Source organism: Nocardioides sp. NPDC127514 (assembly GCF_040302125.1).
Classification (GTDB): domain Bacteria; phylum Actinomycetota; class Actinomycetes; order Propionibacteriales; family Nocardioidaceae; genus Nocardioides.
Window position 1 is genome coordinate 71,897 of the sequence record NZ_JBEORF010000021.1, and the last position, 26,036, is coordinate 97,932.

General features: G+C 70.2%; 20 protein-coding genes and 1 tRNA gene. 5 read left to right on the plus strand and 16 right to left on the minus strand.

Annotated elements, in window-relative coordinates; all coding sequences use genetic code 11:
• Positions 1-51 precede the first annotated feature (51 nt).
• Complete coding sequence (locus ABTX24_RS17665) at positions 52-1,635, minus strand: GMC family oxidoreductase (protein WP_160023387.1); 1,584 nt, start codon at positions 1,633-1,635, stop codon at positions 52-54.
• A gap of 75 nt (positions 1,636-1,710) precedes the next feature.
• Positions 1,711-2,625 (minus strand): tyrosine-type recombinase/integrase, encoded by a 915-nt coding sequence (locus ABTX24_RS17670; protein WP_350841355.1) that lies wholly within the window; start codon positions 2,623-2,625, stop codon positions 1,711-1,713.
• A 149-nt stretch (positions 2,626-2,774) separates the two neighbouring features.
• Between ABTX24_RS17670 and ABTX24_RS17675 the strand changes: the two genes are divergently transcribed.
• From ABTX24_RS17675 to ABTX24_RS17685, 3 genes are all read left to right on the plus strand, one after another.
• Entirely contained in the window at positions 2,775-3,869 is a 1,095-nt protein-coding gene (locus tag ABTX24_RS17675) for a coiled-coil domain-containing protein (protein ID WP_350841357.1), read from the plus strand.
• Between the two features lie 57 nt (positions 3,870-3,926).
• Positions 3,927-4,002 (plus strand) — tRNA-Gly (locus ABTX24_RS17680).
• Positions 4,003-4,170: 168 nt separating this feature from the next.
• Complete coding sequence (locus ABTX24_RS17685) at positions 4,171-5,055, plus strand: DnaJ domain-containing protein (RefSeq protein ID WP_350841359.1); 885 nt, start codon at positions 4,171-4,173, stop codon at positions 5,053-5,055.
• Here the strand turns inward: ABTX24_RS17685 and ABTX24_RS17690 are convergent.
• Positions 5,019-5,591 carry a 2'-5' RNA ligase family protein gene (locus tag ABTX24_RS17690; RefSeq protein ID WP_350841361.1) on the minus strand — a complete coding sequence of 191 codons (573 nt, stop codon included), beginning with the start codon at positions 5,589-5,591 and terminating at the stop codon, positions 5,019-5,021. The genes ABTX24_RS17685 and ABTX24_RS17690 overlap by 37 nt on opposite strands.
• Positions 5,592-5,666: 75 nt before the next feature.
• On the opposite strand from ABTX24_RS17690, the gene ABTX24_RS17695 reads away from it, so the two are divergent.
• Positions 5,667-6,305 carry a class I SAM-dependent methyltransferase gene (locus tag ABTX24_RS17695; RefSeq protein WP_350841363.1) on the plus strand — a complete coding sequence of 213 codons (639 nt, stop codon included), beginning with the start codon at positions 5,667-5,669 and terminating at the stop codon, positions 6,303-6,305.
• Between the two features lie 86 nt (positions 6,306-6,391).
• Here the strand turns inward: ABTX24_RS17695 and ABTX24_RS17700 are convergent, their stop codons facing one another.
• The 3 genes from ABTX24_RS17700 to ABTX24_RS17710 are packed head-to-tail and all read right to left on the minus strand — an operon-like array spanning position 6,392 to position 9,533.
• Complete coding sequence (locus ABTX24_RS17700; protein ID WP_350841365.1) at positions 6,392-7,498, minus strand: prenyltransferase; 1,107 nt, start codon at positions 7,496-7,498, stop codon at positions 6,392-6,394.
• A 7-nt stretch (positions 7,499-7,505) separates the two neighbouring features.
• Positions 7,506-8,273 (minus strand): class I SAM-dependent methyltransferase, encoded by a 768-nt coding sequence (locus ABTX24_RS17705; RefSeq protein WP_350841367.1) that lies wholly within the window; start codon positions 8,271-8,273, stop codon positions 7,506-7,508.
• A gap of 3 nt (positions 8,274-8,276) precedes the next feature.
• Positions 8,277-9,533: a glycosyltransferase family 4 protein gene (locus tag ABTX24_RS17710; protein ID WP_160023379.1), complete on the minus strand. Its 1,257-nt coding sequence runs from the start codon at positions 9,531-9,533 to the stop codon at positions 8,277-8,279.
• A gap of 129 nt (positions 9,534-9,662) precedes the next feature.
• Between ABTX24_RS17710 and ABTX24_RS17715 the strand changes: the two genes are divergently transcribed.
• Entirely contained in the window at positions 9,663-10,280 is a 618-nt protein-coding gene (locus ABTX24_RS17715) for a DUF1707 SHOCT-like domain-containing protein (protein WP_350841369.1), read from the plus strand.
• On the opposite strand, the gene ABTX24_RS17720 is transcribed toward ABTX24_RS17715, so the two are convergent.
• The 10 genes from ABTX24_RS17720 to ABTX24_RS17765 all read right to left on the minus strand — a co-directional run bounded on the left by ABTX24_RS17720 (position 10,277) and on the right by ABTX24_RS17765 (position 26,010).
• On the minus strand, positions 10,277-12,262 hold the full coding sequence (locus ABTX24_RS17720; RefSeq protein ID WP_350841371.1) for a phosphocholine-specific phospholipase C: 1,986 nt from the start codon (positions 12,260-12,262) through the stop codon (positions 10,277-10,279). The genes ABTX24_RS17715 and ABTX24_RS17720 overlap by 4 nt on opposite strands.
• A 44-nt stretch (positions 12,263-12,306) precedes the next feature.
• Positions 12,307-13,866 carry an ArnT family glycosyltransferase gene (locus tag ABTX24_RS17725; RefSeq protein ID WP_350841373.1) on the minus strand — a complete coding sequence of 520 codons (1,560 nt, stop codon included), beginning with the start codon at positions 13,864-13,866 and terminating at the stop codon, positions 12,307-12,309.
• A 100-nt stretch (positions 13,867-13,966) separates the two neighbouring features.
• The gene (locus ABTX24_RS17730; protein ID WP_350841375.1) at positions 13,967-15,265 is read right to left on the minus strand and encodes an MFS transporter; all 1,299 of its coding nucleotides are present in this window, start codon (positions 15,263-15,265) and stop codon (positions 13,967-13,969) included.
• Positions 15,266-15,274: 9 nt separating this feature from the next.
• A complete protein-coding gene (locus ABTX24_RS17735) occupies positions 15,275-16,921 on the minus strand; it encodes an ArnT family glycosyltransferase (protein WP_201451015.1) in 1,647 nt (548 codons plus the stop codon).
• Positions 16,922-17,276: 355 nt separating this feature from the next.
• Positions 17,277-19,418 (minus strand): excinuclease ABC subunit UvrB, encoded by a 2,142-nt coding sequence (uvrB, locus tag ABTX24_RS17740; protein ID WP_160023374.1) that lies wholly within the window; start codon positions 19,416-19,418, stop codon positions 17,277-17,279.
• Between the two features lie 64 nt (positions 19,419-19,482).
• On the minus strand, positions 19,483-19,905 hold the full coding sequence (locus ABTX24_RS17745; RefSeq protein ID WP_350841377.1) for a hypothetical protein: 423 nt from the start codon (positions 19,903-19,905) through the stop codon (positions 19,483-19,485).
• 8 nt (positions 19,906-19,913) lie between these two features.
• Positions 19,914-21,545, minus strand: coding sequence for a glycosyltransferase family protein (locus ABTX24_RS17750; RefSeq protein ID WP_350841379.1), 1,632 nt, complete (start codon positions 21,543-21,545; stop codon positions 19,914-19,916).
• 72 nt (positions 21,546-21,617) lie between these two features.
• Entirely contained in the window at positions 21,618-22,784 is a 1,167-nt protein-coding gene (locus tag ABTX24_RS17755) for a sulfotransferase family protein (protein ID WP_350841381.1), read from the minus strand.
• A complete protein-coding gene (locus tag ABTX24_RS17760; RefSeq protein ID WP_350841383.1) occupies positions 22,777-23,571 on the minus strand; it encodes an SDR family oxidoreductase in 795 nt (264 codons plus the stop codon). The genes ABTX24_RS17755 and ABTX24_RS17760 overlap by 8 nt, the downstream gene beginning before the upstream one ends.
• A 45-nt stretch (positions 23,572-23,616) precedes the next feature.
• A complete protein-coding gene (locus ABTX24_RS17765; protein WP_350841385.1) occupies positions 23,617-26,010 on the minus strand; it encodes a serine/threonine protein kinase in 2,394 nt (797 codons plus the stop codon).
• Between the last annotated feature and the right edge of the window lie 26 nt (positions 26,011-26,036).

Consider the following 26,036-nt stretch of genomic DNA (forward strand, 5'->3'; position numbering starts at 1 on the left):
GCCCAGTGTGACCTGAGTCACGGGTGGGTTCCAAGGGTCTGCTGGGGGGTGTCAGTCGCCGGTGATGAGCTCCGCGGCCCGCTCGCCGATCAGGATCGCGGGCGCGTTGGTGTGGCCGCGCACGATCCTGGGCATGACCGAGGCGTCGGCGACGCGGAGGCCCTCGACGCCGCGTACGCGCAGCCGGGGGTCGACCACGCTGGCCTCGTCCGTGCCCATCCGGCAGGTGCCGGTCGGGTGGTAGAGGGTGTGGGCGTGACGTGCCAGGAGCGCGTCGGCGACCTCCTCCGCGGACGAGCCCACCGGTACGTCGGGGCGCAGGAACTTGCCGAGGAACGGCTTGAGCGCGGGCTGCGAGGCGATCTCCAGCGTCACCCGGACCCCTTCGACGATGGCAGCGCGGTCCCTGCCCTCGGGGTCGGAGAGGTAGCGGGGGTCGATGATCGGCTTGGCGGCCGGGTCCTTGGAGGTGAGCGTGACGCTGCCGCGGCTGGCCGGGTCGACGAGAATCGGACCGGCCACGACCGCCTCACCCACGAACGGGATCAGACCCTCGTCGAAGAAGCCGACCGGGGCGAAGATCATCTCGATGTCGGGCGCCTCCAGGTCGGGGCGCGAGCGGATGAAGCCGTACGCCTCGCCGACGTTGGAGGTGAGCATCCCGCGCCTGCGCAGCAGGTAGTTGAGCAGGTGACGTGCCGACTCCGCGGTCGCGAGCGAGCCCTGCTCGACCTCCCAGCCGATGCCGGCGACGAGGTGGTCGGTGAGGTTCTCCCCCACCTGTTTCGCATCACGTACGACCTCGATGCCGAGGTCCTTCAGGTGGGCCGCCGGACCGATCCCGGAGAGCATCAGCAGCTGCGGGGTGTTGATCGCGCCGCCGGAGAGGATCACCTCGCGCCGGGCGGTGATGGTCGTCTGCTGTCCGTCGACGACGGCCTCGACGCCGGTGGCGCGGGTGCCGTCGAAGGTCACCCGCGACACCAGGGCGCCGGTCACCACGTTCAGGTTGGCGCGCCTGGCGGCGGGCTTGAGGTAGGCCGCGGCCGTGCTCCACCGGGCGCCGCGGCGCTGGGTCACCATGGTCTCCACGTACGCCTCGGGGTTGGGGCCGTTGGCCCGTCCGCGCCGGTAGCCGGCCTGCTCGGCGGCCTGGAGGAAGGACTCGGTGTAGGGACGGGGGCTCCGCTGCCGCTCGACGCGGACCGGGCCACCGGTGCCATCCAGTGCGGTCGCGTCCTCGACGTCCTCGAGCTTCGCGTACGTCTTCTTGACGACGTCCCAGCCCCACTCGGGTCCTGCCGCCGCGCCCCACTCCTCGTAGTCGGCCTGGAGGCCCTTGACCCACATCATCGCGTTCATCGAGGACGAGCCGCCGAGCATCCGGCCGCGGGGCCAGTAGATCCGCCTGCCGCCGAGCGCCGGCTGTGGCTCGGTGGAGTAGTCCCAGTCGTGCTCGGACCGGAAGAGCTTCGAGAACGCCGCCGGGATGTGGATGTTCATGCTCTTGTCGCGCGGCCCGGCTTCGAGCAGGGTCACCTGGACGCTCGGGTCCTCGCTGAGACGCGCCGCGAGCACGGCCCCTGACGATCCGGCCCCCACCACCACGTAGTCGCTGGTCAGTTCCTGGCTCATACCGGATCTCCTTCGTCAACGATGACGGGCTTTCGGAAGGTTACCGCCGCGGAGGCTGGGTTGGGGAGGGATGAGTCAGTCGGCCAGGAAGGCGCCCAGGGCGTAGGCGGGGTGGCGGTCGAGGTTGTGGCGGCCGCGGTCGTAGCGGCGGGTGGTGCGGGGATCGGCGTGGCCGGCGGCGTCCTGAACGTCCTCGAGAGGTACGCCGGCCTCACGGGCCAGGGTGACGAAGGTGTGGCGGAGGCTGTGCGGGGAGAGCTTGTCGCCGTGCTCGATGCCGGCCGCGGTGCCGAGCCTGCGGATGAGTCGGAAGGCCTCGGAGCGGTGCCAGCGGTTGCCGGTGGCGGTGATGAAGACCGGGCCGTCGGCGCGGGCGTCGAGGTAGGCGTCGAGCGCCTGTGAGGCCGCCGGGTTGAGGACGACGTCGCGCCGGGCGCCGCCCTTGCGGGTGATCGAGAGGATGCGGTGGCCGCGGGCGTGGCTGAGGTCGCTCACGTCGGCGCCCAGGGCCTCGGAGATGCGCAGGCCGTCGTGGAGCAGGAGGGTCACCAGTGCGGCGGCGCGGCTGGAGTGCTCCCGCGCAGCGGCGAGGAAGGCGCGCGCCTCTCCCCTGTCCATGCCGAGTGTCTGGGAGTCGTTGCTGGTCTTGGGGCGCTTGATGTGCTCGGCCGGCGAGGCGCTCAGCACGTCCTCCGCCACGCCGTAGCGGTAGAATCCGGCGATCGCCGAGAGTCGCCGCGCGATCGTCGCGGGGCTGCGCCTCGTCTCCAGATGCCGGGCGTAGCCGTCGACCATCGCCCGGTTGGCGGCGAGCGGGTCGATCTCCAGCGCGGCGCACCAGCCGAACCAGTCGGCGAGGTCGCGTCCGTACGCAGCGCGGGTGTGTCCTGCATAGGAGAGCAGGAACCTTCTGGCGAGCGCTTCGGCCCTCTTCTCCTCGGGCAGCTCCCTCAGGTCTTCGAGGAACAGCTCTCTGACGGATTCCGTCACGGAGAGGTCTGTTGGGGGGGTCTGCGGACGGTGCTCGATCGCGCTCACAAGCGCACATCATAATGCCGGTTATGTTGTGTGTCTCGCCGGGATCTCATTTGAGCGGGGTTGAGTATTCGTTACGTCTTTCGTCACGCTATGCTGACGTAATGACGGAAACGATTGCTGTCGACGAGAAGCTCTGCCGATTCCCTGGCTGTCCGCTGCCCGCGGCGGCGTCGGAGAGCGGAAGCGGCCGGCCGCCGGAGTACTGCGACGACCCCGCCCACAACCGAGCCGCGGCCTGGCGGGAGCGGAAGCGCCTGCAACGGCTCGTGGAGACACGGGATCCCGAGGAGACCGCGCGACCGGTGCAGGCCGCCCAGCAGCGGGCCGCGGAGATCACCACCCAGCTGACCCAGCTCGCCGACAGATTCCTCGACCAGCTCCCGAAGGCACTGGAGGAGCTGCGTACGCTCGGCGACCTGACCGCTGCCGAGGCCCAGATCGCGACCGTGCAGAGCGAGGCACAGGAGCAGATCGCCGCCGCGAGCGCTCGCGCCGTGCGCGCCGAGCAGGCGCAGCGTACGGCCGAGGCGGAGCGCGACGAGGCAGATGCCGCTGCAGCGGAGGCGTTGGAGGAGTCGGAGCGCTCGGCCGAGATTCTGCGGGAGGCGCTGTCCGCCACGGCCGCGGCGGAGGAGTCCCATCAGGCCGCAGAGGCGGCGCGGGAGCGAGCAGAGTCCGACGCGGCGGCCGCGGCGAAGACCGCCTCCGCGACGATCGCCTCCCTCGAGAAGCGTCTCGAGGAGACGGCCACGGCGCGCGACGCCCTGGCCGAGAAGCTCGAGAAGCTCCAGGCCGAGCACGCCTCGGCCGTGCAGCGCCGGCGGAGCGAGACCGCGCGTGCCGACCACGCTGAGAAGGCAACGGCACGGCTCCAGGAGCAGCTGATCGCGGAGAAGAAGGCCGCCGAGAAGGCGGCGGCGAGTGCGGAGGCGACGATCTCCGGGCTGCGTACGCAGCGCGACGCCGCCCGCGAGCAGGTCGACGCGCTGCGCGACCAGGTTGCCGACCTTCGCGGGAGCGAGGCGGCGGCGAAGGCGGATCGCGATGCCACCCGCGCCGAGCTGGAACGCGAGCGCGCCCACGCGAGCGAACGGCTCGAGGACCTGCGGGCGGCACACCAGGCCCAGGTCGCGCAGCTGGTGGAGCAGATCGAGCGGCGTACGGCATCACCCGATCTGCCGGACGAGGGTGCGTGACACGCGGGACCCCAGTTGGAGCTCAACGGACCACATCCGCTACTGTTCTTCTCGCAAGCGGACGTAGCTCAGTTGGTAGAGCGCAACCTTGCCAAGGTTGAGGTCGCGAGTTCGAGCCTCGTCGTCCGCTCCACTGCGAGGGCCGCCCGATCGGGCGGCCCTCGGTCAATTTCCCGTGGCGAAACCAGCATCTCGCCGCAACTGCTCTAGGATTTCACTGTTCTGGGAATCTTGTGCACCGGGTGTGGATCAGCCCGGAGGCGAAGCCGACAACCGAAGGACCGTGCGTGGGGGGCGTTGAGTGAGCGGGAAGTTCATCGACGCCTATGCCGTGCTCGAGATCGGTCCGGACGCGGACGACGCGGCCGTCCGAGCTCGCCATCGTGAGCTCGCCAAGCAGTTTCATCCCGACCGTGGCGGCCGTGCCGCCGACGGCGAGCTGATGATGCGCATCAACCGGGCGCGCGACGTGCTGCTCGACCCGGTCGCCAGAGCCACCCTCGACGAGGAGCTCGCCCGGCGCCGCCGTAAGGCCGCTGCCGCGGCGGCCGCAGGGAAGCCGACCGCGTCTGCTTCTCCTACCCCGCCGCTCAGCCGCGACCGGCGCTGGCGAGCCGAGTGGGGTGCCACGACCCCGCGGCCCGCCCCGGCACCCGGAGGCAGCTCCCCGGCCCCGGTCCCGCCACCGGCTCGGGTGCGCCCCTCGGCCAGCCGGCTGCGGCAGGCCACGCGCCAGGCTCGAGCGGCCAACGCCGCGCTGTCCTCGCGCCAGCGAACCGCGGCGCCGAAGCCTCCTCCCACGGTCGCCGAGCCGCCTCCTGCTCCGCCCGCAGGCCAGCCGACGATGGCGGCCCAGCCCAGCGCGCCGCAGCCCCCGAACCCTCAGCCGGTGGCGCCGCAACCTGCCGCTCCGCAGCAGCAGACCGCACCGTCGCCGGACAAGCCGGCCAACGCCTGGTCGCTCTACGCAGTGCCGCTCGACGCGGTCTCGGTCGCGTCGCTGCTCGCCAGCGTGCTTATGTGCGGCCCGCTCGGCTTCATCCTCGGCATCATCGGCCTGGCCCGCACCGCCGACGACAAGCGTCGCGGCCGCTGGGCCGCGGTCGCCGGCATCGCCATCAGCAGCCTGACGATGCTCGTCGCCGTCGGCTACGTGATGCAGGCGATGTCCGCACCTTCGCCGTGACGCGGTGATCCGCCCAGAGGCCACTCGGCGATGGTCCGGCAGCCGTGGTTCGCGTACCACTGCAGGCTGACCCGGTCCGCGTGACATCGCGCAGCGAGGAACGGCGCCAGGGACGTACGTGTTGAGTCGAGGTCCGCTCCCCCGGCGATGTGGTCGACGGTCAGGTGCGGCACCGGTTCGAAGAGTCCGTCATAGGGCGGGCACTGCGGGAATGCCGCACTCAGCTCGGCGGTCAGCGCCACGAAGGGCTCTGCAGGCTCAGGGTGCAGATAGATCGTGCCCCCGGCGAAAAGACGTACGTCGTCCAGCACGAAGTCGAACGCCGCAGCCGCGGCCGCGATCTTCCCGACCCGCTCCAGATCGTCCGTCGTGGGTGCGGCCAGGAACGGGGCGAGCAACGTGATGTGCGCGTGCACGAACGTGGGGTCCGCGGAGACGAAAGAGTCGTCATAATGGCGCGTCCGCTCCAGGACGTACGCCTCCAGCTCGGGCACCGGGACGACGAGGACCGAGTGCCCGGCGGAGGATCTGCTCATGGCGGGATTCTCGCGGGCACGCCAGGTCGAAGACCACTCGGCGCGGACCGCTCGCCACTCGGCTAAGGTGCCCGGGTGTCTACGCCTGAGATGCCCGCCGAACTGCTCAAGCACGCCCTCGACGCGACGGGGTTCATGCCTCCCGAGGAGGGCACGGCACTGTTCGAGTACGCCGTGGAGCGACTGCCGCACGGACCGGCCGTCGAGATCGGCACCTACTGCGGGAAGTCGTCGGTCTATCTCGGCGCCGCGGCGAAGCTCACCGGAGGCACGGTGTTCACCGTCGACCACCACCACGGCAGCGAGGAGAACCAGGCGGGCTGGGAGCACCACGACACGACCCTCGTCGACGAGCGCACCGGGCGGCTGGACACGCTGCCGACGTTCCGGCGGACCATCGAGCAGGCCGGCCTCGAGGACGAGGTGGTCGCAGTGATCGGTGCCTCGACGACCGTGAGCCGGTGGTGGACCACGCCGGTCTCGCTGCTCTTCATCGACGGCGGCCACGGCGTCGAGCCCGCGCAGCTGGACTACCGCGGGTGGGCCCCGAAGGTGATGCCCGGCGGGCTGCTGCTGGTCCACGACGTCTTCCCAGACCCGGCCGACGGCGGCCGGCCGCCGTACGAGGAGATCTACCTCCCCGCGCTCGCCTCGAAGCAGTTCGAGGAGATCGACGCCGTCGGGTCGCTACGCGTGCTGCGTCGGCTCACCTGATCCCAGGCGCCACAGGAGTCACATCGATCAGGCATTTCCTGCACTTCTCTGGTGTTGCATTGCCAGAGAAGTGCAGGAATCCCCGGTTAACCGGGTATTCCTGCCGAACTCGTCTCGCACCCACACTCCAGCGCCAGCTCCTCGAACGGAGCGGCGAGGGAGGTGCCGCGCATGATGGCGGAGCCCGGGGTGGACCCACCGTAGCGCTCCCCCAGCGCGTCCGCGGCCAGGATGACGGCGGCGGCGGTGAAGGTGGAGTGCTCCTCGGGCCAGTAGGCGTTGGGGTTGGGGTTGGGGTAGTCGGGCGACTCGTAGACCCATCCGGTCCAGTAGCCGCCGTCGTCGGCGCGCATGTGCTGCATCTCGGTCAGCAGCCGGAGCGCGCGGCGGTGGTCGCCGATGTTGTCGAGGGCCATCGCAAGCTCGCAGGTCTCCGCGCCGGTGACCCACGGGTTGGTGTCGACGCAGAGGGCGCCGAGGCCGGGGCGTACGAAATGGTCCCAGCGCGAGGCGATCAGGTCGTGCCCGTCGGCACCGACGACGGCGCCGCCGAGGACCGGGTAGTACCAGTCCATCGAGTGGTGCGACTTGTCCTCGAACGAGTCGCGGTGGTGGCGCAGGGCGTGACCGAGCCGTCCGCCGACGATCTCCCACTCCGGCTGCGGGTCGTCCATCAGGTCGGCCAGAGCGACGCCGGCGCGCAGCGACTGGTAGATCGAGGACGAGCCGGTCAGCAGCGCGAACGGGTCGCGCGGGGTCCAGGCGATCCCGCCGAAGGGCAGCTGCAGGCCGACCACGAAGTCGAGTCCCGCGCGCACCGAGGGCCACAGCCGCTCCACGAACGCCCGGTCCCGGCGGATCAGCCAGTGGTGCCAGAGTCCGACGGCGAAGTAGGCCGACATGTTGGACTCGCCGATCGTCTCCACCGCCGAGCCGGAGACGATCTTCATCGGCCAGGACCCGTCGCCGTTCTGCAGCGACGGGATCCAGTCGTACGCAGCCTCGGCCTCCTCCACCAGGCCACCGACGAGCAGGCCCATGGCCGCCTCGACGTGGTTCCAGATGTCGGTGTGCTGACCGGGGACCCACGGGATCGCGCCCGACGCCTCCTGGGCGCGGGCGATCGACCCGGCCGTGGCGACGATCTGGGCAGGGGTCAGCACCCCGTCGACGTACGGGATCTCGACTCTCATCCGCGAATCAGGCAGCCGGGGTGGGGTCGGTGGCGATGGGGCCCGGCTTGCGGAAGTAGAGCACCATGCTCTTGCCGATCATCGGGTCGAGGACCTTTCCGGCGAGGCGCAGCGGCAGCGGGTTCTTCATGATCTCCCAGACCAGGATCTGGTGGTAAGCCTTCACCAGGACGTGCTTGTCGTTGTCGACGCCGACGGCCGACTTCAGCCACCAGTAGGGCGCGTGCAGGCCGTGGGCGTAGGACTTGCCCTCGAAGATCATCGCCTCACCAGGGGTGCCGTCGTTGGGCCGGCCGGCCTTGGTGACCTTGTCGATGAGCTCGTGGTCGGTGTAGATGCGGATGTGCCCGCCGGTGGTGTTGTGGTAGTCCTCGGAGAGCTTCCAGTTGACGACCTCGGGCAGCCAGCGCGGCACCGAGATGGCAAGAGTGCCACCGGGACGCAGCACCCGGACGAGCTCCTTGATCGCGTCGACGTCGCGGTGGATGTGCTCGAGCACCTCGGCGGCCACGATCCGGTCGAACTCGCCGTCGGCGAAGGGCAGCGACAGCGCGTCACCCTCCTTGACCTCCGCGTTCGCGCCCTCGGGGACCTCGTCACGCATCGCGAAGAACCAGTCGCTGACCTTGGCCAGCTCCTCGGCGTCCTGGTCGAACGCGATCACGTCGGCGCCGCGGCGGTACATCTCGAAGGCATGCCGGCCGCCGCCGGCGCCCATGTCGAGCACGCGCTCTCCGGGCTGAAGGCCAAGGCGGTCGAAGTCAACGGTGAGCACGGCTCACTTCCTCTCGTCTGTGGTGAACTCGTCGATGGACTGCTGATACAGGGCCGTCATCCGCTCGGCGACGGCGTGCCAGGAGAAGTGCTCCTCGACCCGGGCGCGCCCGGCGGCCGAGTAGCGGGCCCGGCGCTCGGGGTCGTCGAGCAGCGCCGCGATGGCCTGTTCGAGCTCCTCGGTCTCGCCCGGGGTGACCTGCTTCGCGCACAGGTCGTCGGGGCCGACGACCTCGGGGATCGCGCCGGCGCGGGAGACGACGAGCGGGGTGCCACACGCCATCAGCTCGGCGGTGGGCAGCGAGAACCCCTCGTAGAGCGAGGGCACGCAGGCGATCTCCGCGGAGCCCATCAGCTCGACGAGCTCGGCGTCGGAGATGCCGTTGACGAAACGTACGTGGTCCTTGATCGCGAGCTTCTCGATGAGCTGCTCGGTCGGACCGCCCTTCTTGGGCTTGGAGACCAGGACCAGCTCGAGATCACGTTCGGTACGCAGCTTGGCGAAGGCCTCGAGCAGGAAGGCGATGCCCTTCAGTGGGGCGTCGGCACTGGCCATGGCCAGGATGCGGCCCGGGGTGCGCGGCCCGGTCGGCGGGACGAACTCCTCCGGTACGCCGAGATGCACGGTCTGCACCCGCTCGGAGGGGACGCCGAAGTCGGTCAGGATGTCGCGCTTGGAGTTGTCCGAGGGCGTGATCACGTGCCGCAGCTGCGAGGCGACCTTCGCCTGCATCTTCACGAACGAGTACCAGCGCCAGACGCCGAACTTCTTCTTCCAGCCCTGGGCACTGTCCAGCTCGATGCGCCGGTCGAAGGAGATCGGGTGGTGGATGGTGGTCACCAGCGGTAGGCCGACCTCGGGCTCGATGCTCAGCAGCGGGGTGGCCAGGGTCTGGTTGTCGTGGACGATGTCGAAGTCGCCCTTCCGCTCCTTCAGCACCTTGAGGACGCGCTTGGCGAAGGTCAGCGGCTCGGGGAAGGCGCCGGTGCGCATCCGGGCCCACTCCTCGACGTCGACCAGGTCGCGCAGCTCGGAGAGCTTCGGGTTGCCGAACGGGTTGGGCTCCTCGTAGAGGCCCAGGCTCGGCACCTTGGTGAGCGTCACGCCCTCCCCCAGGAGGTCGAGCTCGGGATAGGGCTGACCGGAGAAGACCTCGACCGTGTGCCCGAGCTTGGCGAGCTCCCGACTCAGATGGCGGATATAGACGCCTTGACCGCCGACGTGCGGCTTGCTGCGATACGACAGCAGAGCGATCCGCATCCGCCACCTCCCTCAAACCTAGGCAGAGCAAAACTAGAACGTGTTCTATACTAGCAGGTAGCCAGCGCGAGTCACTCTAATGCAGGCGCTTCACCAGACGGTGTCGGGCTTGGCGTCTAGGCTGGTGGTGTGGAGGGTTTCTGGACCCGGTTCCGCCTCGACCCGAGGCAGGCCGACAACGCACGTATGCGCGCCTCCGATGCTGATCGGGAGGTTGTCCGCGCCGTCCTCACCGATGCCTTCGCCGACGGCCGGCTGACCCGCGAGGAGCACGAGGAGAGGGTCGACACCCTCTTGGAGGCTCGTACGCTCGGGGAGCTGCCCGCTCTCGTGGACGATCTCGTGGTCGCCGAGCCCGCGCCCGGCGAGCCCGGGGCGTACCTGCCCGAGACGCTCGGCTTCCGCGAGCAGGGCGCGGCTGCCTACCGCAAGGAGCTCCAGGAGGCGCTCGCCACCTTCTTGATGGTCAGCCTCATCACCTGGGGCATCTGGCTGTTCACCTCGGCCCCCGACGGACATCCGTGGCCGATCTATCCGATGCTCTTCCTGGTGGTCAACCTGGTCGGCACCGGCGTACGCCGTGAGGCGATCGTCCAGCGCGAGGTGCACCGCCTCGAGAAGAAGGCCGCCAAGAAGGCAGCGAAGAAGGCGGCCAAGGCCGAGGTCGAGGCAGCCCCCGAGACAGCTGCCCCGATCCTCGACCCGCCGGCCCAGTCCGAGAAGGACCGGCCCGACGATCCCTCCTAGGAGCCCAGCTGCGGGTCGCTCACGGAGGGACGTCCGTTCTCCAGGTGGCCGGCGAACCCACGTGCCCAGGTGGTGCCCGGGAGCGTGAGGGTCAGGTCGTACCAGCCCCCGGTGGCGCGGGTGTCCAGGTGGCGGGAGCGGATCTCGCCGGCGTACGCACTGGTGATCTCGGCCTTACGAGGCGCGGTCACGGTGAGCCGCTGCGAGCGGCCCTCCCGCCGCAGGTTGGCGGGCGCGGGGTCGGTGCCGGCGGTGCCGGCGTAGGAGCGGAAGAACCCGTTGGGCCCGTGCAGGTGGATCTCGTAGTCGCCGCTGACCGGCCAGCGCACGGAGAGGGTGTCGCCGGCGCCGACGGTGTAGCTGTGCGGCGCGCCGTCCGGGGCGAGCAGCCGGGCCTGGAAGTGGGCGCCGACGCTGCCGGTGTTGTGGATCTCGACGGCGATCTCGCCGACGGCGGCGGTCTCGACCACATCGAGCCGGTAGGGGGTCGGCCGAGCCGGGCGGGTGCCGCGCTCCTGCGTCGGCATGGTCCCGTTCGCCGGGGCCTCCGGTACGTAGTCCGAGTGGCGCTCGCGGTCGGCGGGCTCCCACCCGCTCGTGTCGGGCAGCGTGGGCGGCTCGGAGGTGCGGGAGAAGTCGAACGCCGAGATCAGGTCACCGCACACGGCGCGGCGCCAGGGCGTGATGTTGGGCTCGGCGACACCGAAGCGCTCCTCCATGAACCGCAGGATCGAGGTGTGGTCGAAGGTCTCCGAGGAGACCCAGCCGCCGACGCTCCACGGGGAGACGACGAACATCGGCACCCGCGGCCCGAGACCGTAGTGGCCGTCGCCGTGGGAACCGGTGTAGAGCTCGTTCTCCGTCGAGACGGTCGACTCCCCCGGCACCAGCGGGCTGTTGATGTGCGGCGGAACCAGGTGGTCGAAGAAGCCGTCGTTCTCGTCGTAGGTGATGAAGAGCGCGGTCTTGGCCCACACCTCGGGGTTCGAGGTGAGCGCGTCGAGGACCTTGGCGATGTACCAGGCGCCGTAGTTGGTCGGCCAGTTCGAGTGCTCGGAGAACGCCTCCGGTGCCGCGATCCAGCTGATCGAGGGCAGGTTGTCGGCCTCGACGTCGGCGCGCAGGATCTCGAAGTAGTCCTGTCCGTCGATCGCGCGAGTGCCGGTGCGGGCCTTCTCGAAGAGCGGGTCCCCGGGCTGGGCGTCCTGGAACCTGTTGAAGTAGAGCAGCGAGTTGTCGCCGTAGTTGCCGATGTAGGCGTCCTTGGTCCAGCCCCACCAGTTGTCGCCCTCGGCGTTGAGGCCGGTGCCCTCGTCCTGGTAGACCTTCCAGCTGACCCCGGCCTTCTCGAGCCGCTCGGCGTAGGTGGTCCAGTCGTAGCCGGCCTCGTCGTTGTAGAGCACCGGCCCGCCGCCCTTGCCGTCGTTGCCGGTCCAGCCCGAGAGCATGTAGTAGCGGTTGGGGTCGGTGTTGCCGATGAAGGAGCAGTAGTAGGCGTCGCACACCGTGAACGCGTCGGCCAGCGCGAAGTGGAAGGCAGCATCCTGCCGCTGGAGGTACGCCATCGTGGTGGTGCCCTTGGCCGGCACCCATCGGTCGTAGCGACCACCGTTGATCGCCTGCTGACCGTCGGGCCAGCTGTGCGGGAGGCCCTCGAGGAAGGCAGCTCCGAGATCGTCGACCTCGGGATGGAACGGGAGCAGCTCGCCGTCACCGTTCGGCTGGTGCCACACCGACTTGCCCGACGGCAGGATCGCCGGATGCGGGTCGCCGAAGCCGCGTACACCGCGCAGGGTGCCCAGGTAGTGCTCGAAGCTGCGGTTCTCCTGCATCAGCACGACCACGTGCTCGATGTCGCGGATCGTGCCGGTCCGGCGGGCGGCGGGGATGGAGGCGGCTCGAGCGATGCTCTGGTCGAGCATGGTCAGCGCGGCTGCGCCGCCGGCGAGACCTAGGAACCGACGACGATCGATGTCAACCACAGGAGCTCCTTGACGTGGGGGTGGAGGGCCACCACCATCGCGGCTCAGATGTTCACCGCGGCAACAGGTGACTGGTCCTCAGATGACCGGCTGGCGAAGAGTTCCCCGTCCGGCCGCAGCCGGCGGCGCAGCTGCGCGGTGACGTACGCGGCGACGACGAACATGATCAGGTCGGCCGCGATCAGCGCGAACAGCCAGGACGCGTCGGCCGGTCCGTCGATCCGCTGCTGGATGTGGAGGTGGGCGACCATCGCCGAGACGATGAACCCGACGCCGGCATAGAGAGTGATGCGCAGATCCACCCGCTCCTCGTCGACGCCGCGCACCCAGTGGCGGCCGACCCGCAGGATCGCGAGCGAGGTGAGCGCCGCGATCACCGGCAGGAACGGCACCGCGTAGCGGGCGTGGATCCAGCCTCCGCCGGCGTGGAACGAGGCCAGGTTGACGATGATGATCACGCAGTAGATCCCCATCAGCGCCCGAACGGCCACCTCCAGGCGACGCTCCAGGACGGTCGGCTCCGGCCCGGGGATCAGGACGCGGCGCATCACCCCGTCCGGTCTCGGCCGGGCCTTCGCGTTGACGTCGAGCACCATGCCGGTGACCGTGAGCACCAGAGTGGCCGCGGCAGCGAGGATCCAGATCTTCGGGATGACGTCGTCTGCCCACAGCGAGCCGTAGAGGTGCAGGTAGAGCTCGGGGTTGACCAGCTGGAAGAGCGTGTCGCCGTGGGTCTGGCGGGAGAACTTCTCGAAGAGCGCCGCGGAGGCGGTCGGGTCGCCGTAGAGGACGATGTTGCGTACGTAGAACCAGCCGATCACGACCACCGGGGCCAGCCCGATCCGGATCGCCAGGCCCACACCACGACGGAACGTACGCAGCGTCGGGTCGCGCAGCCACAGCGCGGCCAGCACGCAGGCACCCAGCACGAGCACCGCCACCAGGCCGGTCGAGCGGAAGCTGGCCGCCGCGACGCCGGCGACCGTCGCCCAGATCAGCCGGTCGCGGGTCACGCCGTCGCGAACCATCCGGAAGCCGAGGAGCAGGGTCAGCGAGGCGGCGACCGTGCCCCAGCCGTCGTTGTAGATAGCGCCGCCGTCGTAGGTCACCGCGCCACAGCCGAGCACCATCGCCGCGGCGAGCACCGGGACCACCCGGCGCCTGGGCACCAGCTCGCGCGCCAGCAGCCCGACCAGGATGATGCTCAGCGCGTAGCCGAGCGCGTTGAGCAGCCGCATCCCGAGCAGCGTCACCCCGACCCCTGCCGAACCGCCGACGGCGTCGCCGAGCCAGACCAGCGGCAGGCTCATCACGTAGAACAGCGGCGGGTGGTTGGCGACCCAGATGTCGCGGCGTGGCTCGTCGAGGCCGAAGAGTGCCTCGGCGAACTGCGGATAGCGCACCGGGTCGGCCGGGGTGTTGGTGTCGATCGTGGGCAGGACGCCCTGGGACAGGACGATTGCGTAGGCCGCGTGCTGCTTCTCGTCGGCCTTCAGCAGCGGCGGCATCCCGATCGCGTACTGCGCACTCAGCGCGAAGCCGAGCACCCCGAGCAGGAGCAGGCATACGGTCACCTGGGACAGCGAGCGCGTAGGCGTGAGCACCTCGACAAGCTAGTGGGCCGGGATGTTGTTCAGCCGCCACCGCGGTTTGCGGTCAGGTGACGAGTCGGCGAACTGTGCGTGGTGCCTGCGGCGGCCCCGCTCAGTCGACGACCATCGAGGACCCGGCCGCGACCTGCTCCCGGGTCGTACGCCGCCGCACGTCGCGCCGGTGACGCCAGATCTGCACCACTCCGAGGCCCCAGAACAGGTACTGCACCGACATCGCCCAGCGGAACGCCTCCGGCGTGTAGGCGGTCGAGTCCCCCGGTGTACGCCAGTCGAGGATCCAGCCGACCAGCACGATCACCAGCAGCGCGGCGACGAAGCCGCCCTGGTTGATGATCCCGCTGGCGCTCGCCATCCGCGCCGGCGGGTTGCTGGTGCGGCCGACGTCGAAGCCGATCATCGAGGCCGGTCCGCCGAAGCCGACCACGGCCATCAGGAGCAGCAGCACGGGCAGCGGCGCCTCACCCGGCCAGGCGAGCACGAGCGTCCACACCGACACCAGGGCGGCGATCATCGTCAGCGCCACCGTCGAGCGGTGCCACGGGTGACGTCCGGCGAGCACGCCCATCACCGGGCCCGCGGCCAGGGCGGCGACGACGGTGACCGAGAGCAGGGTGCCGGCGAGGGTGTCGGAGAGCCCTTCTGCGGTCACCAGGAACGGGAATCCCCACAGCAGCCCCATCAGGTGAGAGCTGAACGGGGTGGAGAAGTGGATCCAGAAGCCCAGGCGCGTGCCCGGCTGGTACCAGGACGCCTTCAGGCTCCGGCCGAGCTCACGCGGTTTGAGGGAGGTGCCTCGGCGGTGTCGGTCACCGGGTCCGTCGTGGACGAAGAGGCGCAGCAGCACGAGAAGCACCGGGCCGATCAGCGCGGCCGTGAGGTAGGCCCTGGTCCAGCCGAGCTGGCCGAGCGCCCACGTCATCGGGACCGCTGCCGCGATCGCGCCCAGCTGTCCGACGGTGCCGGTGAGCTGGCTGACCAGCGGCACCTTGCGGGCCGGGAACCACGACGGCACCAGCCGCAGCACGCAGATGAACGTCATCGCGTCGCCCATCCCCACGAACGTGCGCGCGAGCAGCGCCAGCGGGTAGGAGTCCGCGAACGCGAACCCCGCCTGAGCGAGCGCCAGGATCAGTGCGCCCGCGGAGAGGACCGTACGCGAGCCGAACCGGTCGACCAGCAGCCCGACCGGCACCTGCATGAGGGCATAGACGAGCAGCTGCAGCATGACGAAGGTCGCCAGCTGGCTGGCGCCGATCCCGAAGCGCTCGGTGGCGACCAGACCGGCGACCGCGAGGCTGCTGCGGTGGAAGACCGCCAGGCCGTAGACCGCGAGGGCGATACCCCACACGAGCCATGAGCGTGCGGACGACTGGGGGTCTTCGTGGCTCACAGAGAGAGGTTACGGCGCCTTCGAGCTCGTCGAGATGCCGGTGGTCTCTCGTGGACGGCCGGAGGCGACCTCGGTCACAGGCCCGCTCGCCACGTGCGCGGCGAGGGTGCGCGGAGTGTCGAAGGTGCCGGGGCGCATCCGCCGGCGCAGCTCCGTGGCGACGTACGCCGCGACCGCGAACATCACCAGGTCGGCGGCCACCAGGGCGACGAGCGCGAACGTGCTGCTGACCGGCCCGTCGACGTACTGCTCGGTGTCGAGGTGGCAGACCAGGCCGACCACCATGAAGGCCAGCGAGACGCCCAGGCCGATGCGCAGGTCGCGTGCCTCGTCGAGCGCGGTCACGCCGGTTCGCGAGCCGGTCGGGACCCGCAGCGGCAGGAGCCGCCCCAGCCGGAGTGCGGCGATCCCGGCACCGGCGGCGAGGAAGGGCAGGAACGGGACCGCGTAGCGAGCGTGGATCCAGCCACCGCCGGCGATGAACCCGGCGACGTTGATCAGGATCAGCAGGCAGTAGCCTCCCAGCAGCGCCCAGATGGCCAGGTCCTGGCGGTGCTGCATCGTGCTCTGCGGGGCGAGGCGGATGCGCCGCAGGACTCCCGTACGACGCGGGTTGGCCTTCGCGGCGGCGTCAAGCACGAGCCCGACCAGGGTGAGCGTGAGCACGATGACGGCTGCCTGGCTCCAGGTGTTGGCGATGTTGCCGTCGGTCCACAGGCTGCCGAGCAGGTGGCCGTAGAACTCGGGGTTGACCAGCTGGAACAGTGTGGTGCCGTTGGGCTCGCGCCCGAACTTCTCGAAGAGCGAGCCCGACGCGGTCGGGTCACCGTAGAGCTGGATGTTGCGCACGTAGAACCATCCGAACACGACCACCGGCGCCATGCCGATGCACGCCGCGATCCCGACGGCTCGCCAGAACGTACCGCGCAGGAACGTACGCAGCGACGGCTCTCGCAGCCACATGGCCACCAGCACGCAGGCGCCGAGGAAGAGGACCGCGACCAGGCCGGTCGAGCGGAACCCGGCGGCCGCGACGCCGACCGCGGCCGCGGCGATCAGGCGCTCACGGGTCACGCCCTGGCGGATCATCCGGAACCCGAGGTAGAGCGTCATGAACGCCGCCGCAGAGGACCAGCCGTCGTTGTAGATCCCGCCGCCCACGAAAGTCATCGCGCCGCAGCCGATGCACATCGCCGAGGCGATCACCGGCACCGCCGGGCGTCGCGGCACCAGCTCGCGCGCCAGCAGGCCGACCATGATCGTGGTCAGGGCGAACCCGAGAGCGTTCAGCAGACGCATGCCGAGGAGCGTCAGCCCTGGCGAGCCGACCGCGTCGCCGAGCCAGACGAGCGGCAGGCTCATCGCATAGAAGAGCGGCGGGTGGTTGGCGACCCAGATGTCGCGGTGGGCCTCATCGGCCCCGAAGAGGCTCTCGGCCAGCTGCGGGTAGCGCGCCGGGTCGTCGGGGATGTCGGTGTCGATCGTCGGCAACGTCCCCTGGGACAGCGCCACCGCGTACGCCGCGTGCGCCCGCTCGTCGGCCTTGAACAGGGCTGGCATCGCGATCGCCACCTGGGCGCTCATCGCGAAGCCGAGCACACCCAGCAGCAGGACGCAGATCGTGGATTGGGACATCGAGACCCGTGGAACAGTCACATTCACGACGTTAACGGGCGAAACTGACGAGACACACGAGCCAGGGCTCACGGTCGGTGAACAGCGCGCGACGGGCCGGTAGCCGACGGTTGACGCAACTCCCCGCTGGTCGAGCCGGATTCGTGAGGGACGAACGAATCCGTGTCGAGACCAACACAGTCCCGGCGGCGCTCGATAGGACCGTGTTGGTCTCGACACGCCTCCGCCTAGCGGCTCCGGCGGCTCGACCAGCGGCGCAGGCTACTTCGTCGCCAGCGCGCTCGCTTCGCTCGCGCGCAGCTCCTCGTTCGTCGGGAACGGGCGTAAACCCTAGAAGGCGCCTTCGGCGCGAAGGGGGCTTACGCCCGCTCCCTCCTCACTTCGTCGCTTCCATCATCTGCCGCAGCTCCTTCTTGAGGTCGGAGATCTCGTCGCGGAGACGGGCGGCGACCTCGAACTGGAGCTCGGCGGCGGCACCCTTCATCTGGTCGGTGAGGTCGCCGATGAGCTGAGCCAGGTCGGAGGAGGGGAGGCCGACGAGGCCGCGCTCGCGGGCCTCGCGGGCGGCGTCGCCGAGCATCGGGGTCGGCGACTTGGCCGTGGTCTTGCCCGCGCGGCCCTTGGCCTCGGTGCCGGCCCAGGTGTTGAGCAGTTCCTGGGTGCTCTCCTCCTCGCGGGCGAGCATGTCGGTGATGTCGGCGATCTTCTTGCGCAGCGGCTGCGGGTCGATGCCGTTGGCCTCGTTGTAGGCCATCTGGATCGCGCGGCGGCGATTGGTCTCCTCGATCGCCGACTCCATAGAGGGGGTGATCTTGTCGGCGTACATGTGCACCTGGCCGGAGACGTTTCGGGCCGCACGGCCGATGGTCTGGATCAGCGACTTGTCCGAGCGCAGGAAGCCCTCCTTGTCGGCGTCGAGGATCGAGACCAGCGACACCTCGGGGAGGTCGAGACCCTCACGGAGCAGGTTGATGCCGACCAGGACGTCGTACTCCCCCAGCCGCAGGTCGCGAAGGAGCTCGATCCGCTTGAGCGTGTCGACCTCGGAGTGGAGATAACGCGTGCGGATCCCGGCGTCGAGGAGATAGTCGGTGAGGTCCTCGGACATCTTCTTGGTGAGCGTGGTGACCAGGACGCGCTCGTTCTTGGCGACCCGGTCGTTGATCTCGCCGATCAGGTCGTCGATCTGGCCCTTGGTCTGCTTGATGATCACCTCGGGGTCGATCAGGCCGGTCGGGCGGATGATCTGCTCGACCACATCGGGTTCGCCGCCGTCGCGGCTGACCAGGTCCAGCTCGTAGTTGCCCGGGGTCGCGGAGAGGTAGATCGTCTGGCCGATCCGCTCCAGGAACTCCTCCCACTTCAGCGGCCGGTTGTCCTGGGCGCTGGGCAGCCGGAAGCCGTGCTCGACCAGGTTGCGCTTGCGGGACATGTCGCCCTCGTACATCCCGCCGACCTGCGGGACCGCGACGTGGGACTCGTCGACGACGAGGACGAAGTCCTCCGGGAAGTAGTCGAGCAGACAGTTGGGCGCCGAGCCGCGCTCGCGGCCGTCGATGTGCATCGAGTAGTTCTCGATCCCGGAGCAGGACCCGACCTGGCGCATCATCTCGATGTCGTAGGTCGTACGCATCCGCAGCCGCTGCGCCTCGAGCATCTTGCCCTGCTTCTCGAAGGTGTTCAGCTGCTGGTCGAGCTCGGCCTCGATGCCGTTGATCGCGCGCTCCATGCGCTCGGGGCCGGCGACGTAGTGGGTCGCGGGGAAGACGTAGAGCTCCTGGTCCTCGGTGAGGACCTCGCCGGTGACCGCGTGCAGCGTCATCAGCCGCTCGATCTCGTCACCGAAGAACTCGATCCGGACCGCATGCTCCTCGTAGACCGGGAAGATCTCCAGGGTGTCGCCGCGCACCCGGAACGTGCCTCGGGTGAAGGAGAGGTCGTTGCGGGTGTACTGGATCTCCACCAGCCGCCGCAGGATCGAGTCGCGGTCGTGCTCCTCCCCCACCCGCAGCCGGATCATCCGGTCGACGTACTCCTGCGGGGTGCCGAGACCGTAGATGCAGGAGACGGTCGAGACCACGATGACGTCGCGCCTGGTCAGCAGCGAGTTGGTGGCCGAGTGGCGCAGCCGCTCGACCTCCTCGTTGATCGAGGAGTCCTTCTCGATGTAGGTGTCGGTCTGAGGGACGTACGCCTCAGGCTGGTAGTAGTCGTAGTAGGAGACGAAGTATTCGACCGCGTTCTCCGGGAAGAGCTGGCGCAGCTCGTTGGCGAACTGGGCGGCGAGGGTCTTGTTGGGCTGCAGCACCAGCATCGGACGCTGCAGCTGCTCGGCGGTCCAGGCAACGGTCGCCGTCTTTCCGGTGCCGGTCGCGCCGAGCAGGACGACGTCCTTGACGCCGCCCTGGATCCGCTTGGTGATCTCCGCGATCGCGGTCGGTTGGTCACCCGAGGGCTGGTAGTCGGAGACCACCTTGAACGGGGCGACACGACGCTCGAGATCGGTGACTGGACGCATGAGGTCCAGGCTACTCGGGACCACCGACAGTCTTGGCGCCCCAACGTCCACGCCGATGCTGCGGCTACTCGCGGCGACGAAGTCCCGTGACCACCGCAGCCGTCCGGACCAGGCCGACGATCGGCCCGACTGGCAACGCGAAGCCCCACCAGTAGGCGGGCTCGAACGGGAGCAACGCGAACGAGAGCCACCCGCCGAGACGCGGGCGCGTCCACAGCAGGAAGCCGACCACTGCCTCAGCCGCGCACACCGCGGTGAACCCGGCCAGCAGGACGCTCGTCGGGATGCCGACGTCGACGAACGGACCGTGGCCGTACGTCGGGAAGCCCATGAAGGTCCACACCTCGTCGTGCGTCGCGAAGTAGTAGGTGCCGTACGCGGCCGGGATGCCGAAGCCGATGGCCAGCAGGCCGGACAGCAGTGCGGCGGTCCTGCTCCAGACCGTCGATGCCGCGCGGTCGGAGTCAGGGAGGACGTTGGCGGTCATGCCGACACTCAACCGCGCCCGGCGCCCCGGAGAGCGAGTACTGCGCTACCTGTCTCGGACGAGCGCATGCCGGCTCCCGAAGGATCACCACGCGGCCGCCAGACGAGCGGCAGTGCCACCGCGGCGAGCGCGCAGAGAGCGCCGATGAGCAGGATGACGTACGCCGCTGGCCGGATCTCCGGAAGCATCGGGTCGCGACCGAGCCTGATCTGGGTCTGCACCCACACGGCGAAGGTCGCGGCCGCCAGCCCGACCAGGAACGCCGAGACGACGGCCGCTGCGATCTCCTCGCGTCGGCGGATCTCGCCCCACGGCACCGCGTCGACGATCGCCAGCAGGCCCACGGAGAGCACGATCGCGATCAGCGGCATGACCGTCATCAGGTAGCGCTCGTGCGGGTTGCCGCCGCCGGAGCGGAACTGGGCGAGGTTGACGACGATCACGAACGCGTGCGCGATCAGCACGAGCAGACCGACGGTCGCCACCGAGGGGACCCGGGGAGCGCTGACGACGAGACCCCGCTCGCGACCGTGGTCCCGCAGACGAGCGACGACCCCCAGGGCCAGTCCGAGCAGCGCGACGAAGGTGATGGCGTCGATCACCCAGTGCAGCGACGTGCCGCGCAGCTGGAGCGGCACCCACAGATGGTCGTACCAGCCGTGCCAGAAGCGGGGCGCGGTCATCACCTCGAACCAGGTGTCGACCTGCACCCGCTGGTAGCGCGACAGCAGCGCCGAGCTCGCGGTCGCGTCGCCGTAGAGCACGATGTTGCGTACGTAGAACCAGCCGATCGCCAGGCCCGGGACTCCGGTGGCGATCGCGGTCAGCCAGGTCGCCCGGACGAAGCCCTTCCAGGTGCGGTCGCGAAGCAGCAGCGTCACCCCGAGCGCGGCGCCGCACATGATCACCGTGATCACGCCGGGCGCCTTCGTCGCGGCCGCCAGGGTGCCGGCGACCGCCATCACGAGCATCCGGTTCCGGGTCACCCCGAGGCGGAGGATGCGTAGCGTCGCGAGCACGGTCAGCGACGAGGCCGCCACCGACAGGCTGTCGTTCATGATGAACCCCGCCGCGATCGCCAGCACCGCCGGCGAGGCCGTGATCGCGGTGGCGAGCATCGCGGCGGCCGGGCGCCGTGGGGTGACCTCGAAGGCGATCAGACCGACCAGGAACACCAGCGCCCCGTACGCCAGGGCGCTCACCGCCCGCATTCCGGCGATCAGCACCTGCGGGCTGTCGAGCGCGTCGGCCAGGGCGACCCAGGGCACGCCGAGGAGGTAGTAGAGCGGCGGATGGTTGGCGGTCCAGATCATCCGGTGGCGATCGAACTCCTCCCGGTTCGCGCCCCGGGTGATCTGCGGGAAGCGCTCCGGGTCCTGCGCCACCGGCGTGTCGATCGTCGGCAGGTCGCCGCCGTGGAGCGCGATGGCGTACGACGCGTTCGGGCCCTCGTCCCGCGCGTGGTACGACAGCGCCTGGGTGGCGGCGACGTAGAGGCTCATCGCGGCCGCGAAGGCGGCCAGCAGGGCGAGCACCGTGACCAGCCTGGCCGACGGCCTCGCGGGCGCGTCCGTCGGCTCGGCGCTCAGCACCGCAGCGGCATGGCTCATCACATGGCTCCCGAGGTCGGACGGCGTCATGAGCCGCACACCCGTGAGCTCGCGTGGAACCGTAGGGCACCTCGATGGAGCAGTGGTGGAGGACGTACGGAATCAGAAGGTGAACGCCTGGCGAACCTCGTCCTCGGTCAGCCCGTAGTCGGCCAGGCTGTAGTCGTGCTTGGGCCGGGCGCTGCCCGAACGCGACTCGGCGTCGATGCGGGAGACCTCGGCGCGGGCGGCGTCGCTCCAGGGGATGTCGAAGTGGGCGTAGATGTTCTCGACGGTGCCCACCGGGTCCTTGACGAACCCGCGGTAGTCGATGTCGAGGAACTGCGCCGGGTCGTACCTCTTCCGGGTCTCACCGAACGAGCGCCACGAGCGGGAGAGCATCTCCAGCTGGGTCTTCCCGATGGTCTCCCCGACGAACGTGGTCGACATGCCCGCGGTCGCCTCGGCGGAGAGCGAGCAGCCGGAGGCAACCGAGACGACCGGGTCGCGGTGGGTGACCACCACGAGGGCGTCCGGGTAGACCTCCATCAGCGCCTCGAGAGCGACCAGGTGCGAGGGGTTCTTGAGGACCCAGCGCTTGTCGGTGTCGTTGAGCCCGATGAGCTGGAGGGTACGGCGGTGCAGCTCGTACGCATCGCGCCAGTCCTGCTTCGCCAGCCAGGCCGAGTAGCGCGGGACGTGGGCCAGCGACTCGAACGAGATCGACTTGCCGCTCTGCCGCAGCACCCGCCAGCACTCCTCGACGCTGGTGGCGTCCATGTAGTGGATCCCCATGAACTCAGGGTTGGCGACATGGTGCTGCCGGTAGGCGCCCTGCAGCGCGTTGAAGACCGGGTCGTGCTCCCAGGTCTCGCGCGGCGGCCGCGGCTGGGGGAACTCGGTCAGCCAGGTCTCCAGACCCTGGTGCGCCGGGTCGGCGGCCAGGAGGCGGTGCAGGGCGGTGGTGCCGGTGCGGACGAGCCCGGTGACGAAGATCGGCCGCTCGATGCGTACGTCCTGGTGCTGGGGGAACTCCGCGAGCCGGGCCTGCGTCATCAGCCGGCCGACGAGGGCCGACTTCACCTGGGCCCGGTGGAAGTAGTTGCCGATCGGGGTCAGCCCGGCCTCGGGGCTCGCCAGATCCTCGACGAGCAGCCGCAGCCCTTCCTCGTGGTCGGTCCCGCCGAAGGCGCTCAGCCCGGTGGTGCGGGTGGCGGCTGCGCAGATGTCCTCGTACGTCCCGACGTCGGCCCGTTCGCGCGGTGCGGTCTCTGTCGCGGAGTCAGTCATGGAACTCCCCGCAGTCCACGTTGAGCACCGTCCCGGTGACCGCGGAGGCCAGGTCGCTGCCCAGGAACAGCGCCGCCCGGGCGACCTCCTCGGGGGTGGCGAGCCGCTTCAGGTCGGTGGGGGCGGCCTTCTCGGCGTACACCTCCTCGTGGGTGCGCCCCGACTCCGACGCCATCCAGTCGAAGTAGGCCTTGTTGACGTCCTCGTAGATGTAGGACGGCGCTATGGAGTTGACCCGGATGCCGCGCGGGCCGAGCTCGGTGGCCAGCGAGGAGGCCAGGTGGGCGAGCGCGCCCTTGGAGAGCTTGTAGCCCGCGAACTCCGGCTGGCTCTGGTAGAGCACCGCGGAGTTGATCATCACGATCGCGCCGCCGGGCTTGTCCGGGGTGGCCGCGAGCGCGTCGGCGAAGAGCGCCGAGAGCCGTAGCGGGGCGTACACGTTGGACTCCTGGGCCAGCCGGAGCGCGTCGAGCGGGATCTGGGTGAGCGGGTCCATCGGCGGGATGCCGAAGGCGTTGTTGAGGAGTACGTCGACGCGGCCGAACTCCTCCAGCGCGGCATCGACCAGGTGCCGGCGCGCGTCCTCGTCGGTGATGTCGGTCGGCACCACCAGCGCACGTCGTCCGTGCTCCTCGATGACGCCGGCCATCTTCTGCAGCCGCTTCTCGGTGCGGCTGGCGAGCACCAGGTCGGCGCCCATCAGCGCGGCCTGCTCGCCCAGCGAGCGGCCGAGGCCGGGGCCGACCCCCGAGAGCACGACGACCTTGCCATCCAGGAGTCCAGTCATGGCGCCTAGAGTAGAACGTGTTTCACTTTTGCGGAAGGGGGCAGGTCAGGTCGGGAAGCTGAACCGGGCCACCTCGTCCACCCAGGCGGCGTACGCGCCGACGTCCTGCGGCACCTGCTGCGCCCGGACGAGGTCGGCGTGGGCACGGAGCACCCGGGACCAGTCGGCGCACGAGCCACAGGTGGCCCGCCCACAGCCCGCGGTGTGCTCGCGTGCGACCTTCTCGAGCAGCTTCCTGAAGGTCGCACCGTCCTCGCCCGCCGCCAGCGACTCGACCACGGCTCCGAGCACCTGGACGGCCTGCGCCGGCGCCCCGACCAGGATCGCCATCAGGATCCCGAGGGCCTGCTGGCCGGCCGGGTCGGCGTTCCTGCCCGCCACCGGGGCCGTGCGCGCCAGCCGATAGACCGCGAGCAGCTTCCGGGCAGCTCCGGGCGTCGGGCAGAACCTGGCCAGCTCGCTCGTGAACAGCGCCTCGCCCGGGGTCATCTCGAAGCTCTCGACCTGGCTCGTACGACCCGTCCGGTCGCCGTTGCCGGTGGCCAGCGCTGCCGGCCACGACGGTACCGCCTGACGCATCAGCGACCGCATGAACCGCACCGCGGGGTCACCCGCGAACGCCCGCAGCCCGAACGGCACGTCGAAGACGCGTGAGAGGTACGCCGCGGGCTCCGCCACGCGGCCCGCGATCGCCCGCCGCAGTGTCTGGGCGTCCACCGCCGCCACGACCGCGACACTCTCCTGGCTGCCCAGCTCGTCGATCGCCTGCAGCACGCCAGCCGCGGTGGCCGGGTCGCACCTGTCCAGGTCGTCGACGTAGACGATGGTGCGGCTCGCCTGTGGTCCTCTCAGCGCGCCGGCCGGCGGGCGCGGCGGTGGTCCGGGCGGGGCTGCCCGCAGCGCCGCCTCGTAGGCCGCGACCTCTCGATCCATGGCCGCCAGCGCCATCGTCGTGCTCATCGGCTGCGCGCGGCGCTTGCCGCGGGGGCCGTCGTCCTCGGGCACGCCCGCGAGCGCGGCCCGCAGCTCGGCGGTCCGCCGCTGTGCGGCCTGATGCCTCGCCACCAGCGGCGGCGGCTCGCTCTTCCCAGCGCTCCGCACGCTCTCGAGCACGGCGCCCGCCACGTCTCCCTCGGCGTACTGGCGGGCGTCGATGCGTACGTGGGTGGTGCGGGCGGAGTAGGTCTCGTCGTTCTCGGTGAGCCACTCGATGCGCTCCTGGACCTTCCGCAGGAAGGTCGACCGGCCGCTGCCGGGCAGTCCCTGCACGGCGACCGAGATCGGGAGCTGGGTGCGTACGGAGGCGAGCAGGCGGGCCAGCCGGTCGACGTCGACCCGGTGGCCGAGGACATCGTCGTCGGCCTGCTCGAGCACCGGCGCGGCGGCGATCACGGGTTCCGCCACCGGCTCGATCACGGGGCCGGTGACGACCGGCACCTCTGCCGTGTCCCCCGCACCCGGCGACTCGGCCGACGGCGGGACCGGGTCCGGAGCTACCTCGATCGGGGGCGCCTCGGCCACCTTCGCGACCGCGGGGACCTCGGGGACCTCGGCGACCTCGGCGACCTGGTCCCGAGGCTCGCGCATGTCCGCGAGCGGCGTGACCGGCAGCCCGAGCTCCTCCTCGACTGCCTGCAGGGCCTTGGCGAAGTCGGCGGCGCTCCAGTGCCGCCCGGCCCGGCGCTTGAACATCGCCTTGCGCAGCGCCTCGTCGAACGACGCAGGGACGTCGTCGCGCTCGATGGGCAGCGGGTCGTACTCCCGGATCCGCTCCGACAGCGCCGCAGGTGCGTTGCCACCGCCCGGCCCCTCGAACGGCGTACGTCCCGCCAGCAGCGTGTAGCAGGTCGCGGCCAGGCTCCAGATGTCCGCCCAGCCGCTCGGCTCGGGCGGATCGGAGAGCATCTCCGGAGCCATCCACGGCAGCGAGGTCGAATCGGCACCGCCGGGGCGCCCGGTCGAGGAGAGGCCGCCGAAGCCGACCAGCTGCGGCTCACCGGCACTGGTCAGCAGGATGTTGGCGGGCTTGACGTCGCCGTGCAGGATCCCGTGCCGGGCGGCGACGTCGAGCGCGCCCGCCACCTTGATCGTGATGCTCAGCGCCTCCGCGACGGAGAGACGCTCGCGCTGCCAGCGGGTCTGCAGGTCGCCGCCGGTGCGATGGTCCATCACCACGAAGCAGCGGTCGTCGTCACTGACGCCGACAGCGTGCAGCGGCAACACATGGGGGTGGGCGGCGAGCTCGGCGACCTCCTTGGTCTCCTTGGCGAGCGCGTCCTGGGTCTCGCCGCTGAGCCGGTCGTTCCAGACCTTGACGACGACGTCGACCTTCTCCTGCGGCCACTCGTAGAGGAAGACCTCGGAGGAGCCGCCTGTGCCGATCAGCCGGCGGTGACGGAAGCCCGGGATCGTCGGTGGCTCGTGGTGGGGACTGGCCATGGGCGGCAATCATAGGCGTCCTACGC